This window comes from Bifidobacteriaceae bacterium, assembly GCA_031281585.1.
Taxonomy (GTDB): Bacteria; Actinomycetota; Actinomycetes; order Actinomycetales; family WQXJ01; genus JAIRTF01.
Window position 1 is genome coordinate 1 of the sequence record JAITFE010000024.1, and the last position, 19,106, is coordinate 19,106.

18 protein-coding genes and 1 pseudogene are annotated in these 19,106 nt (G+C 71.0%); 1 reads left to right on the forward strand and 18 read right to left on the reverse strand.

Going from position 1 to position 19,106, the window contains the following annotated elements:
• Positions 1 to 416: 416 nt before the first annotated feature.
• A complete protein-coding gene (locus LBC97_02090) occupies positions 417 to 1,694 on the forward strand; it encodes a DUF4143 domain-containing protein (protein ID MDR2564849.1) in 1,278 nt (425 codons plus the stop codon).
• Between the two features lie 783 nt (positions 1,695 to 2,477).
• Here the strand turns inward: LBC97_02090 and LBC97_02095 are convergent.
• The 18 genes and pseudogenes from LBC97_02095 to LBC97_02180 all read right to left on the reverse strand — a co-directional run.
• A complete protein-coding gene (locus LBC97_02095) occupies positions 2,478 to 3,179 on the reverse strand; it encodes an NUDIX hydrolase (protein ID MDR2564850.1) in 702 nt (233 codons plus the stop codon).
• Positions 3,176 to 4,861, reverse strand: coding sequence for a CTP synthase (locus LBC97_02100; protein ID MDR2564851.1), 1,686 nt, complete (start codon positions 4,859 to 4,861; stop codon positions 3,176 to 3,178). Before LBC97_02100 ends, LBC97_02095 begins: the two co-directional genes overlap by 4 nt.
• 165 nt (positions 4,862 to 5,026) lie before the next feature.
• Positions 5,027 to 6,091: a glycosyltransferase family 4 protein gene (locus LBC97_02105; GenBank protein ID MDR2564852.1), complete on the reverse strand. Its 1,065-nt coding sequence runs from the start codon at positions 6,089 to 6,091 to the stop codon at positions 5,027 to 5,029.
• A gap of 326 nt (positions 6,092 to 6,417) precedes the next feature.
• Positions 6,418 to 7,818 (reverse strand): annotated as a pseudogene (locus LBC97_02110) (hypothetical protein).
• The gene (locus tag LBC97_02115) at positions 7,788 to 8,639 is read right to left on the reverse strand and encodes a hypothetical protein (protein ID MDR2564853.1); all 852 of its coding nucleotides are present in this window, start codon (positions 8,637 to 8,639) and stop codon (positions 7,788 to 7,790) included. Before LBC97_02115 ends, LBC97_02110 begins: the two are co-directional and overlap by 31 nt.
• Positions 8,636 to 9,886, reverse strand: coding sequence for a copper transporter (locus LBC97_02120; protein MDR2564854.1), 1,251 nt, complete (start codon positions 9,884 to 9,886; stop codon positions 8,636 to 8,638). The genes LBC97_02115 and LBC97_02120 overlap by 4 nt, the downstream gene beginning before the upstream one ends.
• Positions 9,883 to 11,073: a thiamine pyrophosphokinase gene (locus LBC97_02125; GenBank protein MDR2564855.1), complete on the reverse strand. Its 1,191-nt coding sequence runs from the start codon at positions 11,071 to 11,073 to the stop codon at positions 9,883 to 9,885. The genes LBC97_02120 and LBC97_02125 overlap by 4 nt, the downstream gene beginning before the upstream one ends.
• Positions 11,074 to 12,753, reverse strand: a complete 1,680-nt coding sequence (gene recN, locus LBC97_02130; protein MDR2564856.1) for a DNA repair protein RecN — start codon at positions 12,751 to 12,753, stop codon at positions 11,074 to 11,076.
• Positions 12,754 to 13,593 (reverse strand): NAD kinase, encoded by an 840-nt coding sequence (locus LBC97_02135; GenBank protein MDR2564857.1) that lies wholly within the window; start codon positions 13,591 to 13,593, stop codon positions 12,754 to 12,756.
• Positions 13,590 to 14,408: a TlyA family RNA methyltransferase gene (locus tag LBC97_02140; GenBank protein ID MDR2564858.1), complete on the reverse strand. Its 819-nt coding sequence runs from the start codon at positions 14,406 to 14,408 to the stop codon at positions 13,590 to 13,592. Before LBC97_02140 ends, LBC97_02135 begins: the two co-directional genes overlap by 4 nt.
• Before the next feature lie 215 nt (positions 14,409 to 14,623).
• A complete protein-coding gene (locus LBC97_02145; protein ID MDR2564859.1) occupies positions 14,624 to 14,989 on the reverse strand; it encodes a hypothetical protein in 366 nt (121 codons plus the stop codon).
• Positions 14,986 to 15,189, reverse strand: coding sequence for a type II toxin-antitoxin system HicA family toxin (locus tag LBC97_02150; GenBank protein ID MDR2564860.1), 204 nt, complete (start codon positions 15,187 to 15,189; stop codon positions 14,986 to 14,988). The genes LBC97_02145 and LBC97_02150 overlap by 4 nt, the downstream gene beginning before the upstream one ends.
• A 332-nt stretch (positions 15,190 to 15,521) precedes the next feature.
• The gene (locus tag LBC97_02155; GenBank protein ID MDR2564861.1) at positions 15,522 to 15,944 is read right to left on the reverse strand and encodes a type II toxin-antitoxin system VapC family toxin; all 423 of its coding nucleotides are present in this window, start codon (positions 15,942 to 15,944) and stop codon (positions 15,522 to 15,524) included.
• Positions 15,941 to 16,195, reverse strand: a complete 255-nt coding sequence (locus tag LBC97_02160; GenBank protein ID MDR2564862.1) for a hypothetical protein — start codon at positions 16,193 to 16,195, stop codon at positions 15,941 to 15,943. Before LBC97_02160 ends, LBC97_02155 begins: the two co-directional genes overlap by 4 nt.
• A gap of 525 nt (positions 16,196 to 16,720) precedes the next feature.
• Complete coding sequence (locus LBC97_02165; GenBank protein ID MDR2564863.1) at positions 16,721 to 17,278, reverse strand: hypothetical protein; 558 nt, start codon at positions 17,276 to 17,278, stop codon at positions 16,721 to 16,723.
• Positions 17,279 to 17,416: 138 nt separating this feature from the next.
• Positions 17,417 to 17,740, reverse strand: coding sequence for a hypothetical protein (locus LBC97_02170; protein ID MDR2564864.1), 324 nt, complete (start codon positions 17,738 to 17,740; stop codon positions 17,417 to 17,419).
• Positions 17,741 to 18,174: 434 nt separating this feature from the next.
• The gene (locus LBC97_02175) at positions 18,175 to 18,732 is read right to left on the reverse strand and encodes a hypothetical protein (protein ID MDR2564865.1); all 558 of its coding nucleotides are present in this window, start codon (positions 18,730 to 18,732) and stop codon (positions 18,175 to 18,177) included.
• A partial coding sequence (locus tag LBC97_02180) for a hypothetical protein (protein MDR2564866.1) occupies positions 18,729 to 19,106 on the reverse strand: 378 nt, incomplete at its 5' end. The genes LBC97_02180 and LBC97_02175, both read right to left, overlap by 4 nt.

Genomic DNA, 19,106 nt, shown 5'->3' on the forward strand with positions numbered 1-19,106 from the left:
GCCAACGACCTTGAGGCCGACTCGGTCGTGGTCGCGAGGGCGCTGCGATCCGTGTCCACCGGGAAGCTGTTCAAGAAACTGGGGGCGGCCGAGCCGACGGCGGTTGCGGCTGTCCGCGAAGTCGTGGCTACCCTCCTTGACCTGGGCTGACCACGTCGCCGCAAACGCGTTCGCCGCCGATCATGCACGGCTGCGGGGCACCACGCTGGCCCTTCTGAGCCAATGCAGTCCGCCGGGTGCCTCTCTGGCCCGGTCAAATGGTCCCGTGCCGGCCAGGATGGTTGCGGCGGCGCGTTGTCGCGCCCCCGGGCGCGTTCGCTTCCACCAAAGTCGGAACTTGGTCTCCGGCAATGTCGGAACTACACTCCCAGCATTGCACGAACTAGCGGCTTATTGGGAAGGGATGGCGGGCCGCTATGGAGACTCCGGGGACCTATCTGCCCAGGCTCGTCGATGACGCGTTGGCCGACCAGATGCGGGTTTTCGGCGCGGTCCTGATCGAGGGCCCCAAGTGGTGCGGCAAGACCTGGACCGCGACCCGACTGGCGCGCTCGGTCGCCTGGGTGGCAGACCCGACCGGGGACTACACGACGCGGCGAATCGCCACCGTGGATCCGTTCTCCCTCCTCAAGACCGGCAAGCCCGTCCTCCTGGATGAGTGGCAGGACGCCCCGTGGCTGTGGGACGCCGTGCGGATGGCGGTGGACCAAACTCCTGGTCCGGGCCAGTACCTGCTCACCGGTTCGGCGACACCCAAGGAAGGTGTGACCGCCCATTCAGGCACGGGCCGGATCGCGCGGCTGCGAATGTGGCCCATGTCCCTGCTCGAATCCGGGGAGTCGTCCGGGGCGGTGTCTCTTCGCCGGCTCCTCGAAGGCGACCCGCCGGTCACGGCGGCGGGCCGCCTGACTGAAACCCAACTGGTCGACGTCATCCTGCGGGGCGGCTGGCCTGGCAACCTGGGGGCACCTTCGTCCCCGGCAATGGCGTTGCCGAGGGCCTATCTGGAGTCCGTTGCGAACTCGGACGCCTCGCGGATCGACTCCGTCCGGCGGGACCCCGTCCGCTTGGCGGCGCTGCTCGCCTCCTTGGCCCGCTACACGGCCACCACGGTCGCCAACACCACCTTGACACGCGACATCGGCGTTTCGGGCGGAGCCACCGTCTCGACTAAGACCCTGGCCGACTACCTGGACGTGCTGCGCCGTCTGCACGTCCTCCACGAGATCCCGGCCTGGTCGCCCGCGCTCCGCTCCCCCGTCCGGTTGCGCCGCAGCCCGAAACGCATGCTGGTGGACCCCTCGCTGGCGGCGGCCGGGATCCAGGCCGGCCCGGAGATGCTGGCCGCGGACAGAAAAACCCTCGGCCTACTCTTCGAGAACCTCTGCCTGCGCGACCTGAGCGTCTACGCCGCCGCCAGTGGCGCAGCCGTCTGGCATTACCGCGACCAGGCAGAGCTTGAGGCGGACGCGATCATCCAAGACCGCTCCGGGCGCTGGATCGGAGTGGAAATCAAACTCGGCCCCCACCAAGAGAACGCCGCCGCCGCATCGCTGGTCGCGCTCAGAAACAAGATGGCGGCGGCCGGCGAACGCCCGCCCTCCGCCCTCGTGGTCGTTGTGGGCCCAGGGAGCTTCGCCCATCAGCGCGACGACGGAGTCTCCGTGGTGCCAGTCGACCTCATGGGACCCTGACCCCGGAGGCCCCCCTCCTAGCTCTCGGCTAGCCCCGTGAACGACACCACCCGCCGGGTGGTGTCGCTGGGCGGTGGCAGCCGGCATCGCGGCGGAAACCGGCCAACCCCACGACCAGCGCAAACGCCAGCGGGCGCCGGAGGGGCGCCGCCTAGGTTCACCCGTGAACGACACCACCGGCCCGGTGGTGTCGCCGGGCGGTGGCAGCCGGCATCGCGGCGGAAACCAGCCAACCCCACGACCAGCGCAACCGCCAGCGGGCACCAGAGAGGCACCGCCTAGGTTCACCCGGGAACGACACCACCGAACGGGTGGCGTCGCTGGGCGGTGGCAGCCGGCGTCGCGGCGGAAACCGGCCAACCCCACGACCAGCGCAAACACCGGCGGGCACCAGAGGGTAGCCGACCAAGCCCACCCGTGAACGACACCACCGGACGGGTGGTGTCGTTGGGCGGTGGCAGCCGGCGTCGCGGCGGAAACAGGTCAACCCCACGACCAGCGCAAACGCCAGCGGGCGCCGGAGGGGCGCCGCCTGGGTTCACCCGGGAACGACACCACCGGACGAGTGGTGTCGTTGGGCGGTGGGGGCAGCCGTGGCGGCGGAAAACGGCCAGCCCTCCGACCAGCGCAAACACCGGCGGGCACCAGACGGGCGCCGACCAAGCCCACCCGGGAACGACACCACCGGCCGGGTGGTGTCGATCAGTGGTGGAGGGGGCGGCGCCAGGTGCCCGGACCGGCCTGCCCCTGGGCGCTGGACGCCGCTTGCGTAAACCCTCGGGATCAGGCCAGCGGGAGCGCGTCCCAGCCGCCGTCGCGGCGGCGGGCCTCGGCGGCCGCCAGGAGGCCGACCACCGCCGAAGGCGAATGGACCGCCCCCGTCATGACCAGGGCGACCGCCTCCTCCAGGGGGATCCAGGCGGGGACCAGGCTGGCCTCCTCGTCTTCCCGCTCAAACCGGTCGGCGGCGGGAACCGCCGCCAAGTCGCGGGCCAGGAAGACGTGGATGACCTCGTCGGTCCCGCCCGGCGTGGTGTTGAAGGTCAGCAGGTGCCGCCAGTCGCCGGCCGTCAGATCGGCCTCCTCGTTCAACTCCCGCTTGGCCGTTTCCACCGGCGGCTCGCCCGCCACGTCCAGCAAACCCGCCGGCGGCTCCCACAGCAGCGCCCGCACCGGATGGCGGTATTGCCGCTGGAGCAGCACCCGGCCCTCCGCGTCCACCGCGATGATCGCCACCGCGCCCGGATGCGCCATGAACTCGCGCCGGATCGACGCCCCGTCCGGCAGGGTGGCGTCTTCCGCCACGATGTCCCAGACCCGGCCATGGAAAACCGTCTCAGAGCTGGTCACGGGGTACGCCACCGGCTGGTCCCGCACCTCCGCGCCCGTTCCCGCGCCCGATGCCGTGCCGCCAGACCCAGCAACCAGCCCAGACCCAGCAACCAGCCCAGACCCAGCGCCCGCGCCGCCCGGCCCCCCGCTCACGGCTCGACCTCCAGCAGCCTGGTTTCGGCCTGGCGCGCCAGCGCCGCGCCGACCAGCCCCGCGAACAGCGGATGCGCCCTGGTGGGCCGCGACTTGAACTCCGGGTGCGCCTGGGTGCCCACGTAATAGGGATGGGCGTCGGCGTCCAGTTCCACGAATTCGACCAACGAGCGGTCCGGCGACCAGCCGGAGACCTTCAGCCCCGCCTCCTCCAACCGGTCGCGGTAGGCGTTGTTGACCTCGTAACGGTGCCGATGCCGCTCGGAGACCTTGAGCGAGCCGTACGCCCTGGCCGCTTGGGACTCGGGCGCCAAGACGGCATCGTAGGCACCCAAACGCATGGTGCCCCCCAAGTCGCCCTCCCCCTCGACGATGTGGCGCTGCTCGGCCATGGTGGCGACCACCGGATCCGGGGTGGCCGGGTCGAATTCGGTGGAGGACGCCTCCGGCAGGCCGAGCACGTCGCGGGCGAACTCGATCACCATGCACTGCAAGCCGAGGCACAGCCCCAGGGTGGGGATGGCGTTCTCGCGGGCGAACCGCAAGGCTCCCAACTTGCCCTCTATCCCGCGGATGCCGAAACCGCCGGGCACCACGACGGCATCGACGTCCGCCAACTGCTGGCGGGCGCCGGCGGGGGTCTCGCAGGTGTCGGAGGCGACCCAGCGGATGTCGACCCGGGAATTATGGTGGAAGCCGCCGGCGCGCAGGGCCTCGCAAACGGACAGGTAGGCGTCCGGCAGGTCGATGTACTTGCCCACCAGCGCGACCGTGACCTGGTGGGCCGGGTGGTGGACCCGCTCCAAAAGCTGCCCCCAACGCGTCCAGTCCACGTCCCTGAACGGCAGGCCGAGCCGCTGAATGACGTAGGCGTCCAGGCCGCCGGCGTGCAACACCTTCGGAATGTCGTAGATGGAGGCCGCGTCCGCGCAGGTCACAACGGCTTGGCGGTCCACGTCGCACATCAGGGCGATCTTGTTGCGAATCGATTCGGGCAGTTCGCGGTCCGCCCGGCAGACAATGGCGTCCGGCTGGATGCCGATGTTCCGCAACGCCGCCACCGAATGCTGGGTCGGCTTGGTCTTGAGCTCCTTGGACGGCCCGATGAACGGCACCAGCGACACGTGGCAGAAGAAGCAGTTGTCCCGCCCGACCTCTTGGCGGACTTGGCGCGCGGCCTCGATGAACGGCAGCGACTCGATGTCCCCGACCGTCCCGCCGATCTCCGTGATGATGACGTCCACCTGGTCGGATTCCTGCGCCCGCATGCGGGCTTTGATCTCATCCGTGATGTGGGGGATGACTTGGACGGTGTCCCCGAGGTACTCCCCCCGGCGCTCGCGGGCGATCACCTTCGAGTAGACCTGGCCGGTGGTGACGTTGGCGGCGGCGCTCAGCGGCACGTCCAGGAAACGCTCGTAATGCCCTATGTCGAGGTCGGTCTCCGCGCCGTCGTCCGTGACGAAGACCTCGCCGTGCTGGAAGGGGTTCATGGTGCCCGGGTCCACGTTCAAATAGGGGTCGAGTTTCTGCATGGTCACCCGAAGTCCCCGCGAACGCAGCAACTGGCCCAGCGACGAGGCGGTCAGGCCCTTGCCGAGCGAGGAGGCAACGCCCCCGGTGACGAAGATGTGCTGGACTACTGGGTGGGCCTCGCCGTGGAGGCTCGCGCGTTGCATCACGGGCTTCTATCCTACCGGGCCGACCGCCGCCGCCCGGTAGCGACTCGGCTGTTAGCTGAACAGCCGCTCGTGGACCGCCGCAAGTCCCGCGCGCGGATGTCGGCCGCCTTCAGGCCGCCCAACGCCAGTTCCCCCGGGACCATCGCGCGGGTGGCCAAGCGGCCGTCACGAGCCAGCGCCGGGTGGCGGGGTGTAGGCCCGGATGGCTTGCGCCAGCATGTCGGGTTCGGCGGGGAAGGCCGCCGCCGCCAGTCTGGCGCGGAGCCCCAGTTCGGCGATTTCCTCCGGATTGTCCAACAGGTGCCCGATGCCGTCCGCCAGCGCCCCAGCCTCGGGTCGCGTCAGCAGCGCCCCGCCGAGCAGCGTCTCCCCGGTGCCGCCCACGTCCGTGGCGACCACGGCCGCGCCCAGGACCGCTGCCTCCCGCAAAGCGATCGGCTGGCCCTCCCAACGGGAGGTGCCGACCACCAAATCGGCGGCTTGGTAGAGATCGGGGAGGTCGTCGCGGACGCCCAGGAGCCGGACCGGGGCGCCGGTCCGGGCGATCGCGGCCTCGATCCGTTGCCGCTCCGGCCCCTCGCCGGCCACCACCCACAGCGGGGCCGGGTCGCGCCGGGTCAGCCGGGCGGCGGCCCCGACCAGCAGGTCCAGGCCTTTTTGGGGAGCCAGCCGGGCGGGCGTCACCAGCAGCGGACGGCCCGGTTCCAACCCCAGGGCGCGTCTGACCTCGTCCCGTGCGCACGCGGGCTGGGCGACCCGGCCCACCGGCACCAAGGCGCGCTCGACAGGGGCGGCGCCCAGCCGTTCGATCCACGGGGCGAGGTCTGAGCTGACCACCAGCACGCGGTCCGCGAGCGCCGCCAGCCGTCCCAGCAACTGGGCCCCGACTCCCACCCACCGGCCGCCGGGCGGCGCGTTGTGCAACGTCACAACCACCAACGGCCGGTTTGAGCGGGGCAGCGACCGCGCGAGCGCCGCCGCCAGCGCCCCGGCCCGCAACCCGTGAGCGTGAACCACGTCCGCCCGCGCCATGAGCCGCGCCAGCGCGAACGCCCCGGCCGTCCCCGCCCCGGCCAGGTCCACTCTGGGCATGCCCGCCGGGCGGGGCAACGCGGCGCCCGGCCCGGCCAGGACAACCCGGTGGCCGGCGGCCCCAAGCGCCCCCGCCAGCTGCCCCACATGGGCTCTAATTCCCCCGGCGGACGCGCCCATGACCTGAAGGATCCGCAAAGGCCCCTCCCGCGCGGCAACGCAACCTCCCGACCGCGGCCAGTCCCGCCGCGGCCGCCCGCTTGCGGCGGCCCGCGAGGCGCCGGCGGTCACCGCTCCAGCCCCCGCAGCCATTTGACGTCCGCCCGCAGGCCCTTGTCGGCCAGGCCCGCCGCCACGGCCAGCGCCGCCGCGAGCGCGGCGGCCGCCACCCCGGCCGCCAGCGCCGGCCATGGCCCGGCCAGGGCCGCGGCCGCCGCCAGGCGGTTCCCGGCCAGGGCGCCCGCCGCCGCGCCCAGTCCGGCCAGCCCGGCCGTGCGCCCCAATTGGGCCAACGCGCCGGGGCCGAGCGCTCGGCGCACCGCCCACAACCCGACCAGCGCGCCGGCCGCCATGCCCAGGCTGGACCCCTGGCCCAACGCCCGCAGGGTGGCCGCTTGGCCAGATCCGTCCCGAGTAGCCGCGAGAACCAGGCCGACCGAGGCTGCAGTCACGGTCAGCCAGCCGATCACCCCGGCCAGGCCGCCGGCGCGGGCTTTGCCCGCCGCGTACAAAAGGCGCTGCAAATGGGTCAACAGCGCGAAACCGGCCATGCCGGGCGCGAACCAAACCACCGCCCCCGCGAGGCCCGCGGCGCCGTGGGAGCGGTCGATCGCGGCGAACACCGCTTGAATGCCCGGCGCGGCGGCCGTCAGCGCCGCCGCGCCCGCCAGCCCGGCGGCCGCCACCAACCGGCTGGTGCGGCTGGCCAGACAGCGGAGGCGCCCCTGGTCGCTGGCGGCCTCCGCCAGATATGGGAAGGCCGCCGTGGCCAGCGGCAACGCCAACACCGCGTACGGCAGCAGGTAGACCGCTTGGGCGTAGTGGTAGAGCGGCAGCGTGCCGGTGCCGCCCTGGCGGTTGGCCAGCAGCACCACGGCCACCACGCTCAATTGCTGCGCGGCCAGCGCGCCCAAGCCGGAGCCGGCCAACGCCAGCGCCTTGCGGCCCAGACCGGGCGGCAGGCGGTAGCTCCAGCGCCAGCGCACGCCCTGGCGGCGCAGGGGTCCCAGCAGCGGCAGCGTCAGCAAGGCCACCCCGGCGGTGGTCCCCCAGCCCAGCCAGGCGAGCGCGGTCCCGCTGAGCGCCAACGGGCTGTCTTGCCGGCCGCCCGCAAGCCCGGCGAAGACCGCGTAGACCGCGATCACGCCGACCGAGGAGAGGAGCGGGGCCAGCGCGGGCCAAAAGAACCGCTTGCCCGCCTGCAGCAGTCCACCCGCCACCACGCCCACCCCGTACAGTGGCACCTGCGGCGCGAACATGGCGAGCAGTTGGGACGCCGCCTGGGTGGCGCCGGGATGTTGTTCTTCGACCGCGCCGCCGATTATGGCCCGGGCCAGGGGCCCGGCCGCGAGGGCCAGCAACGCCGCCAGCGGGATCAGCACGGTCAACGTCCAGGTCATCAGCGCGGACGCGATCGCGTTGACTTTCTCGCCCGCCTTGGCGGCCAGCGGCCCGGCGGCCAGCGGCACCACCAGGCCGGCCAGCGCCCCGCCCGCCGCCACCTCGAACAACACGTTGGGCAGCGCGTTCGCGGCGGTGTACGCCGAGCCGATGGCGGTCGAGCCGACCGCCGGGGCGAACACCGCCCAACGTGCGAAGCCGGCCGCCCGCGCCGCGACGGTCAGCGCCGAAATCAGCGCCGCCCCGCCCAGCAGCGCGCCGAGCGACCGGCGTTTCACGCGCCGCCGTCCTCGCGCCGGCCCCATTCGTCCAACCGCCGCAGCGCCGGGGTCGCCGCGATCACTTCCGAAAATGACACCTTCTCCGAGGCCAGGATGAGACCCGCGACGGCCAGAGCGGCGACCGCGCGGGCGCCTGGGCGCAGGCTTTGCGCCAGAGCCACCCCCACGGCGGCTCCCAACGCGTTCGCGCCGCAGTCCCCCAGCATGGTCCGTTCGCCCAGGTCCGCCGGCGCGGCCGCCGCCACGGCGCCCGCCACCCCGGCCGCCAGTTCGCCGCCCCCTCCCGGCGCGACCGCGAGCAGAACCGCCGGGGCGCCCGCCGCTTTGAGCGCGCGGCCGGGCCGCAGGTCGAGGAGGTTGATCAGATTCGCGGCGCCGGCCACCAGGGCCGCGTCCACGGTGATCCGCGCGGCCGAACCCGCCCAGGAGGCGCGTCGCGACCGGGAAAGCTCCGCCGTCACGGCGAAAACCGCCGCGCCGGCGGTCACCGCCACCAGTTTGACCAGGCCGGTTGTGACTTGGCCTTGGCGCAGCCGCCGCAGGTGCCCCTTGAGGCCCCTGACCGAGCCGTCGCCCTTGAGGTCGTCCCACAGGCCGGCCCCGGCCGCCAGGCCGATCGCGGCGACGGGCCCAAGAGGACCGGCCGCTACCCCGCCTGACCGCAACACCGCCGTCGCCAACCCGCTGACCAGGGCCACGCCGCCGCGCAGATCGACCGTGCGTCCCCGGTAGTTCTCGCGCCGCCACTGCTCTGGGACGCCTTCGGCGCCGTCCGCTGCGTCAACGGCCGCTGTGGCCGCTCCGGCGGCGAGCGCGGTCCGCCACCGGCGAACTGGCCCGCTCATCGCCAAGTCCCCCCGGTCAGGCCGCGCCCGTCGCCGCCCGTCCGGCGCGCCGCCACCGGCGTGGCCGATTCGCCGCCCTCCTCCTGCCCGCCGTCGGCACCCTCGCCGCTCCCGTTTTCCTGGCCGCTCCCGTTTTCCTCCCCGCTCCCGCTTTGCCCTGGCAGGGGCGCGGGGTGGTAGGGCGGCAACTCGGCTTCGCCGCCGGACATGCCGTAGGCGCCGACAACCGAGTGGAAACCCGCCGCGAGCGCCCAAAGCGCCGTGACCGCCTCAGCCGCCGGCAACGGCGCCGCCACGGTCGAGGTGGCTGCCCGGAAGGACTCGTCGGCCCGCAGACGCCGCACCAGGTCGGTCTCGGCCTGGTCGGGCCCGCAGACCACGGTCTTCAGGCTGGCACCCACCAGCGCCGTGATCACGCCGACGAACGGCTCGCGCCGTCCCGTTGTGACCGTGTCCGGCGCGATCTTGGCCGCGTCTTCGATGTACGGCCCGCTCAGCACCACCACGGCGTCAGCCGGACCGGTGACCGTGCCGGAGGCCATCTGCGCGTTGGTCAAGACCGCCCAGAGCGCCTGCGTCAACTCGGCGGCCGAATCGCCGGGCTCCCCGCTCGGCTCCTCGCCGCCGGCGCCGTTCGGCTGCTCGCCCGGCTCCTCGCCGCCGTCATCCGGCGGGAGGGAGGATTCTCCGGTCGACTGGCTGGGCTGGCCGTCGCCGGGCTCGCCGCCGGAGCCGGACCGGTCTTCGCCGCCCTTCAGGACGGCGGCCAGACCGGCCGCGATCATGGCCCGGTCGCCCAGGGATTCGCCCGCCGGTTCGTCCAACAGCTCCGCCACGGCCCGTGCCGCCTCGGCCCGGCTCCCCTCCGACCCGGAGGCCCACCCGTCCTCGAGCCGGATTTCCGCGGCCAACTCCGCGCCCGCCGCCTCCAGCCCCGCTTTGACGTCCTCCAGCCGGGTTTCGGATTGCTCGCCGATCTGCACCAACGCCACCCCGCGCCCGGTCAAGAGGCCCGATGCCGCTTGGGGCAGCAATGCCCGGAAGGCGTCATCCGCGTAGTCCCCGCGAGTGGTGGCCGCCTCAAGCTGGTCCCGCAGCACCAACTTGTCGTCCCGCAGGGAAGAGACCTGGTCGGCCAGCGACGTCTCGATCGGCTCCTTCAGCGGCCCGGCGCCCAGCAGGATCCCCACCGCCAAGGCCGTGAAGACCGCGACCAACGAGACGACGTGGTAACGGAAGTTGATCATCCCGGCATCACGCCTTTCACCCACGCCCATGCGTCGTCGAAGAACGCCGCCGCCAGTTGCAGCAGAGCCTGCCCCGACTGCGTGGCGGAGAGCGCCACCAGTAGCGCCACCAGCCCGGCGGCGATCAGCGCGGCGAGCTGCCCGTTCGACACGCCCGGCCGGTAGAGCCGCGACACGCCTTTGGTGTCAACCAGTTTGCCGCCCACCCGCAGGCGGGTCAGGAAGGTCGAGGCCATCCCCTCGCGCCCTTTGTCCAGAAACTCCATCAAAGTCATGTGCGTGCCCACCGCCACAATCAGTTCCGCCCCCTTGTCGTCCGCCATCAACATGGCCACGTCCTCGGAGGTGCCCGCCATGGGCAGGACGACGTATTTCAGCCCCAGGTCCTCGAGCCGTTGCGCGCCGGGTGCCCGCCCGTCCGTATAGGCGTGGACCACCAGTTCAGCCCCCGATTTGAGGGCCTTGTCGCTGACGGAATCCATGTCGCCAACGATCAGGTCTGGTTTCAGCCCGGCCTCCAGGACCGCGTCCGCGCCGCCGTCCACGCCGATGATCACGGGCCTCTTCTCCCGCACGAACGGGCGCAGGACCGCCAGGTCCTCCCGGTAGTGGTACCCCCGCACCACGATCAGCGCTGTACAACCCTTCATGTCCGTCTTGATCTTGGGGGTCGGCTGGCGCTCCAGAAACCCCTCCGACTCCGCCTCCAGGTACTCCAAAGTGTTCGAGGCGAACGCCGTGATCTGCTCCGACAGCCCTTGCCGGGCGCACGCCTGCGCCTTGGCCACGCTGGCCTGGGTTTGGCGTTGGCCGGCGGCGATCAGCTGCCCGAACTGCCGCACCTGCCCGTTCTTCAGGTCGACCCGGACTTCCGCGCCCTCCTTCAAGCCCATCACGTCCGCGCCCAGCCCGTCGATCAGCGGTATCCCGGCCCGCACCAGGATTTCGGGGCCAAGGTTGGGGAAGCGGGACGATGCCGATTTGGCCGCGTTCAGCACCGCCACCGGTCCCGCGTCGGCCAGGGCTTCGCCGGCCACCCGGTCCAGCGCCGGGTGGTCAATGACCGCCACGTCGCCGCTTTTCAGCCGCGTGGTCAGATTCTTGGTGCGCCGGTCCACCCGGGCGGGACCTGCCACGGTCCCCGCCTGGTGCGATTTGGCGCGCCGCCTGGGCGAGGTGATTCTCATTCAGGTAGATTGTCTCACCCAGTCGCGGGACAACAGTTCGGCCGCGTGTTCCAGAGCGGCGTCCGACTCCTCCAAACCGGCCAGCATGCGCGCCAATTCCCGCTTCCGTTCCTCGCCCCGGACCGCCGTGACGGTGGTGGTCGCTCCCCCTTTGACCACCACCAGGTGGTGGTCGGCCGCGGCTGCCAACTGCGGGAGGTGGGTGACCAAGATCACCTGGCGCCCGCGGGCCAGGCGGGCCAGGCGCTCGGCCAGCGCCAACGCGGCCTGACCGCCCACGCCTTGGTCGATCTCGTCGAAAACCAGGGTCAAGGCCTCGTCCCCAGCGCCGGCGGTCTCCAGGGCCGCCACCTCGAGGGCCAGCATCACCCGCGACAACTCCCCGCCGGAGGCACCCTTGGCCAGCGGCCGGGTGGGCCCGTCGCCGTGCGCGCTGAACCTGAATTCGACCAAGTCCGCTCCCCGGCGGGTCGGCTCGCCCGCCCGTTCCACCGCGACCTCGAAACGCGCGCCGGTGAGGCTCAGACCCGCCAATTCCCGTGCCACCGCCTTCTCCAGGGCCGCGGCCGCCGCAAGGCGGCGTTTGGTGACCGCTTTGGCGGCCTGGTCCCGCTCGCCCGTCAACCGTTCGGCTTCCGCCGCCAACGCCCGGCGGCGCTCCGGGCTGACGTCGAGTTCCGCGAGGCGCTCGCGCGCTTGGTCCGCGAACTCGATGACCTCGGCGGCCGTGGCGCCGTATTTCCGCAACAACGCGTTCAGGGCGGCGCGCCGCTCCTGCAACGCCTCGATCGCGGCCGGATCGGCCTCCAGACCCAGCCGGTATTCGGCGATCTCGCCCCCCAAGTCCGAAGCCAGGTAGGCGAGTTCGCCCGCACGTTCGGCCAGCGCGGCCAGCGCCGGGTCGCGGCCGGCCGCCGCCGCCAGCGCCCGCCGGGCGGTCTCCAACAAGGCGGTCGCCCCGCCGTTGAGCCCCGCCTCGTCGCCGCTGAGGGCGGCCAGCGACTGTTCGGCGGCCTGGCGCAACTCCTCAGCCTGGCTCAGGCGCTCCAGCAACGCGGGCAGGTCCGCCTCCTCGCCGGGGCGGGGGGCGACCTGGTCGATCTCGCGGATCGCCCTGGCGAGCGAATCGGCTTCGAAAGCCGACTGGCGGTCTTGGTCCTCCAAACGTTTGAGCTTTTGCCGGGCCGAGACGGCGGCATCGTGCAACGCCTGGTATTCGGTCAAATCAACCCCGCCGAAAGCGTCCAGCAGGTCGCGCTGGAGGGCGGGCGAGCGCAGGCGAAGCTGGTCCGCCTGGCCGTGGACCGTGACCAGCCACCCGATTGTGGAGGCGAGCACGGAAGACGGCACGGGCACGCCGCCAAGGTGGGCTCTGGACCGGCCCTGGGCGGCGACCCGGCGCGCGGCGATCAACTCGCCGTCCTCGACGGCGGCGCCCGCCTCGGCCGCGGCTTTCGCCACCGGATGTTCGGGCGGCAACTCGAACACGGCCGCGACCTGCGCTTGGTCGCCGCGCACCACCCCCGAATCGGCGCGGCCGCCGGCCAGGAGGCCGAGCGCGGACAGGAGCATGGTCTTGCCCGCGCCGGTCTCGCCGGTGATCGCGGTCAGGCCCGGCGGCAGGGCGACCTCGGCCTGTTCGATCACCCCCAGGCCGGTCAGCTTGAGCTCGCGCAGCATTTAGCCGACGCCCTGCTCGCGCCACGAGCGCACGGGTAGGGAGAACTTGCGCACCAGCCGCTCGGAGAAGGGCTGGCCGCCAAAGCGCACCAAGTTGACCGGCTGGCGGCCCACCGTCACGTCCATGCGGCCGCCCACGGCCAACGGCGCGGTGCGCCGCCCGTCGCAGCTGGCCAGGGCGTCGGAACGGGAAATCCGGGACACCTCCACCGTCACTTTCGAATGCGGGGCCACCAGCAGCGGCCGGTTGAACAGCGCGTGCGCCGCCAACGGCACCACCAGAAGGGCCTCCAGATCCGGCCAGACCACCGGCCCGCCGCCGGAAAAGGCGTGGCCGGTGGAGCCCGTCGCGGTGGACACCACCAGGCCGTCGCAGCCGAAGGCGCTCAGGTCCTGGCCGTCCACCGACAAGATGACCTCGACCATCCGCTGCGGCAGCACCTTTTCCACCGTCACCTCGTTGAGCGCCCAACCGCTCCAGACTTCGCCGTCCGGCTGCGTGACGGCCACGTCCACGGTGGCCCGCGAGTCAACCTGGTAGTCCCCCTGGACCACCCTTTCGATGGCCCAGGCGAGTTCGCCGGCCTCGCATTCGGCCAGGAAACCCAGGTGGCCCAGGTTCACCCCGAGCAGCGGGGTGCCCTGGTCGTGGACCATTTCGGCGGCGCGCAGCAGGGTGCCGTCCCCTCCCAGCACCAGCACCATGTCCAGGTCTTGGCTCTCATAGTCCTCCGGCGTGGCGGTGGCCCAGCCGGCCTCCCGGAACCGCGCCTCGGCCGCCGCCTGCGCCAACTCCACGTCGCGTTCGGCCATGTGGGCCATGATGAGGACGCGCTTCACGGGACCGCCGCCAATCCCCACACCTCGCGTTCGATCGCCTCCATGACGGGGACGGCTTCCCCGCCGGCCGCCAGGTAGAGGAAGAACTCGACGTTTCCGGAAGGGCCGGGCAGCGGCGAGCGGGCCACGTCGAGGGTCGCCAGGCCCAGTTCTTGGGCGGCGCGGGCCACGGCGGCCACGGCGGCCGCCCGGTCGTGTTTGTCCGTCACCACCCCGCCGGCCGGCAGCTTCGCCTTGCCGACCTCGAACTGGGGCTTGACCATCAACAGGAACCGGGCGCCGGGCGCGGCCGCGGCGGCCAGGGCGGGAAGCACCGTCTTCAGCGAGATGAACGACAGGTCCGCGACCACCAATTCCGGCGCGGGTTCCAGGGCGCCGGGCGCCAGGTGGCGCGCGTTGGTGCGGTCGTGGACCTGGACGCGGGGGTCTTGCCTCAGGCGCCAGGCCAGTTGGCCGTAGCCCACGTCCACCGCGTGGACGCACTGGGCGCCCCGGCGCAAGAGCACGTCGGTGAAGCCGCCGGTGGAGGCGCCGGCGTCCAGGCAGGTCAGCCCTTCGATCTGCGGCGCGCGGCCGCGGGCTTGGAGGGCCTCAAGCGCCCCGGCCAGCTTGTGGGCGCCACGGGAGGCGTAGGCCTCCTCGCCCGAATCGGCTGAGGCGACCTGGATGGCGGCGCCCTGCTCCACCTGCGTCGCGGCCTTGGCCGCCGGGCCGCCGGCCACCGTGACCGCCCCGGCCGCGATCAGTTCCGCGGCGTGCTCCCGGGACCGGGCCAGCCCCCGGCGCACCAGTTCCGCGTCCAGCCGCCGCCTCATCGGGGCACGGCTTTCGCCAACATGTTTTCCAAATCGCCCAACGCGGCCTCATACACCTCCACTTGTTCGGCCAAGGGGGCGTCCCGCGCGGCGCTCACGCGCTCCAGGATTTCGTCGGCGGTCACGCCCACCAACGCTACCCGAGCGAGTCCCGTTTGGGGCAGCCGCCTGGGCTGACTTCGCGATTCCCGGCCGGATCGGCGGCGGCGCGCCGATCAAACGAGTTGGGACACCCGCCCTTTCGAGACTCCCAGCACAGCCGCGGTGTCCGCCATCGACAGGCCGGCGCCTCTGAGCTTGGCGACCACGGCTCGCATTTGCCGGCCCGCCTCAACCTGCGCCGCCGCCGCCGCCGTGACGGCGGCCCGGGCATCCCCCACTTCGACTGCCACATCTCCCAAGTTCAGCACCAAGTCGATGGGCCACCCGCTGTGATCCTGCCCGGGGTCCACGGTGTCCAGATAGTCGCGGACCTGGCGTTCCACGCCCGCCAAGCTGCGGGCCTGCGTGGCGCCAAGCCCTTCGATGTCAAATTCCCAGCCAAGCTTCCACCGGTTGGCCGTCACACGGACGGGTCTCATGGCTCCAATCCTTTCGCTTGCTCCAACGCCCTGAGCGCGTCCCTGGTGACCTTGGGCGAGCACTCTTTGTCCCTAACCAACACGGCGCGGGTGCCGCGCGGACCATCCCACACCTCATGGTCGCCTTTGCCGGGTCGGCAGGTGAACCCCGCCCTCGCCAGCAGCTTGGCGAGCGCCCGGTATTTCATTGGTTTGGTCACCAAGAGAGTCTACCCCCTCTAGACGGTAGAACGAATCGTTCCGAACCGCCCCCAAAGCCTGGGCGCGGAGGGCGATCATGAGGCTGGCGGAACACCACCCTGACCCGCGTCGCCGGTCCTTGACGCGGAACGGTCGGCGGCGCCGGGCGGCGCCCCGGGGGAGGTCGGCTTCCCCGTTGGGGTCCTCTATGGCCATGTGGTCGAGCGGGCGGGCCCAGTAGCTCCACCACGCCCAGCCGCTGCCGACTTGGCGCCAACCCCAACGTCAAGCGCTTCTTGACGCGGGAGCGGGGCTGGACCAGACGGCATCGGCGGCCGGCTTGTGGCGGTTCTCAGCCGCGCGCCCACGGGTTGACGACCGCCATTCCGCAGTGGGCGAAGTCAGCGGTGTTCCGTGTGGCCAAGGCTGCGCCGTGGAGGCGGCAGATGGCGGCGATCTGGGCGTCGGCGGTCGAAATGGGGGGCCCTTCGGCCTCCCTTAGCGCGACCACGGTGGCGTAGTGCTCGGCGGCGTGGTCGTCAAAGGGCAGGATCCGATCCGCGAACTCGACTCGGCGCAGGCCGTCAAAGGCGGCGGCCAGGTCGTCGCGACGGCGCCCTGGCGGCAGCCGCCTGATGCCGAACAGGATCTCGGCCACCGTGACGGCGGTAAGGCGCAACTCGCTGGCGCGCTGCGCGTCCGCCCACGCCAGCACGCCCGGATCGGGGCGCGGCCGCATCAATTCGGAAACGACGTTGGTGTCGAGGGCGATCATCGCTCGAAGCGGGCGGGCCGGGGGCTGTCAACGCGGGCGGGCAGGTCCAAGTCGGCGCCGCCAAGGGCGGCGAATCGCTGGTGGATGAGGGTTCCGAGGCCGCCCTCTCCCGCGCTGGCGCCAGAGGGCAAGAGACCGTCTCGCAAGATGCGACGGGCCTCCTCCTCCATCGACAGCCCGTGCCGAGCGGCCCTCATTCGAAGCGCGGTCTTGACATCGTCTCCCAGGTTCCGAATGGTGATCGCGGCCATGTCTTGTCCCTCTCGACTGATTGCATTGCAATCATATCGAACCCAGAAGCCGGGTTCGCGCCGCCCCTTGCCCTCACGCCCGGCGAGCACTCAACCCCCGCCGCCGAGGACCGCGCCCATGAAGTGCAACTGTTCCTGGCCGACCAGGGACGCCACCGGGCGCGTCGATTCCCGACCTGATCATCGCGGCCACAGCCGAGACCGGCGGCTTGACCGTCCTTCAGGTCGACAAGGACTTCGGCCTGATCGCCTCGATCACCGGGCAGGCGGTCGAACGCCTCCGAACTCATTCACCCGTAGGCTGGGCCGCCGGCGATCAACGACCGTATGGGTGAAACCCCAGACGGCAGACTCCTGGCAGGTTGGTTACGGCCAATGCAGCCGAACGTGCAGCACTGCTCGACCACGCCTTGGGCCATCGGCAGAAAAGGACGGCCCTCCTGTTCGGAGGGCCGTAGGGCCACGCTCCCTCGAATGGGATGGCGATGCCGGTCGGCTACCACGCCAACCACCCATCCGGAGGGGTCAAGGGCGCGCCTGCGTGATCAGCATCATGGCCACCATATACAACGTCAACGGCAACGGATAAAAGAAATCACGGGACTTCGGCTGCGACAAACCCGAAGGCACTGCCACACCCTGGCCTCCCGCCTTCACGTAACGCTTCGAATCCAACTCCGCGAAAAACCACCGGAAACAGAACTGGCACATCAAACCCAACGAGTAGACGACCCCCGTCGCCAAAATCCAGCCCGACGCGTCGCCCAGCCCGTCGTTCCCGGTCGCTACCCCGGTGAGCAAGAACCCGAACATCGTCAACAACACCACCACGAACAGCAGCATGGGCATGGTAGCCAACGACCCAAGAGCGTCGCGGCGTGCCCGAAGGTCGCAGCGGGGCTCCTCAAAGAACGACTGCCGCGACCGCTCAATCGACTCCTTCTGAGCCAATCTGTCCTCATCCGACTCGGGCTGGTCCTTCAACACCAGCCTGGCGACGGCTGGCACGCACGCGGACACGAGCCGGGTGTACCGCCAGATCAGCGACCCCCGCCTCATGGGCTTGTACTTGCTCAAAGCCACCGCCAGCCCCTCAGATCCACTCGTTGCGCCATGACCTGACGCGGTTCACCGGCCCGCACAAGGCGTCCCCGATGGCGTCCGACCGGATACGGGCGCCCTTCCAAGCCGCCCCAATCGAACGCGCGACCCGGCGGCCGGTCACGGACGCGCCTGCGCAATCAGCATCATGGCCACCATGTACAACGTCAACGGCAACGGATAGAAGAAGTCGCGGGACTTCGGCTGCGATAAACCCGAAGGCACTGCCACACCCTGTCCGCCGTCCCTCTCGTAGCGCTTCGAATCCAACTCCCCGAAAAACCACCGGAAACAGAACTGGCACATCAAACCCAACGAGTAGACGACCCCCGTCACCAAAATCCAGCCCGACGCGTCAACCAGCCCGTCGCTCCCAGTCGATACCCCGACCAGCAAGAAACCGAACATCGTCAACAGCACCACCACGAACAGCAGCATGGGCATGGTAGCCAACGACCCAAGAGCCTCGCGGCGTGCCCGAAGGTCGCAGGGGGTTCCTCAAAGAACGACTGCCGCGACCTCTCAATCGACTCCTTCTGAGCCAATCTGTCCTCTTCCGACTCGGGCTGGTCCTTCAGCACCAGTCTGGCGGCGGCCGGCACGCACGCGGACACGAACCGGGTGTACCGCCAGACTAGCGACCCCCGCCTCATGGGCTTGTACTTGCTCAAAGCCACCGCCAGCCCCTCAGAATCCACCCGTCGCACCACGCGAATACAGAGTGGCCGCGCCCCCCCACAGCCAGACGCTCCAAAACCACCCGCCGCACCACGACGTGACGCCATTCACCGGCCCGCACAAGGCGTCCCCGATGGAGTCCAACCGGATAGGGGCACCCTCCCAAACCGCCCCAATCGAACGCGCGACCCGGCGGCCGGTCACGGACGCGCCTGCGCAATCAGCATCATGGCCACCATGTATAACGTGAACGGCAACGGATAGAAGAAGTCGCGGGACTTCGGCTGCGACAAACCCGAAGGAACGGCCACACCCCGTCCGCCGTCCCTCTCGTAGCGCTTCAAATCCAACTCCGCGAAGAACATCCGGAAACAGAACTGGCACATCAAACCCAACGAGTAGACGACCCCGGTTGACAGGATCCAGCCCGACGCGTCGACCAACCCGTCGTTCCCGGTCGCTACCCCGGTGAGCAAGAACCCGAACATCGTCAACAACACCACCACGAACAGCAACATCGGTATTGCCGCCAACAACCCAAGGATGTTACGACGTGCCCGAAGGTCGCAGGCGGGCTCCTCAAAAAGGGACCGCCGAAACAGCTCAATCGACTCCCTCTGAGCCAACCTGTCCTCATCAGGCACCGGCTGGTCCTTCAACACCACCCTGGCCACAGCCGGCGCGCACGCGAACACCAGACGGGTGTACCGCCAGATCAGCGACCCCCGCCGCAAGGGCTTGTACTTGCTCACTGTCACAGCCAGATGCTCCAAAACCACCCGCCGCACCACGACGTGACGCCCTCCACAGGGAGGTACAACGCGTCCCCGATGGCGTCCAACCGGATCCGGGCGCCCTTCAAAACCGCCCCCACCGAACGCGCGATCAGCTTCCCATGGGCCGGGATCTCCGCCAGGCCGCGTATCCCCCATCTCACCCCGCGGGCTATGCCGCTGCCGAGGCCGGGGATGGCACCGACGGCGCTCAACGCAATGTCGAGTCCACTGTCCCCGGCCGAAGCGTGGTTATAGGCAGCCAAACCCGAGGTCGCCGCCGCCACGCCGCCCAGGACCGCGCCGACGGGAGCCGCGACCCCGGTCGCCGCACACGCCAGGGCAGCCGCACCGAGCAC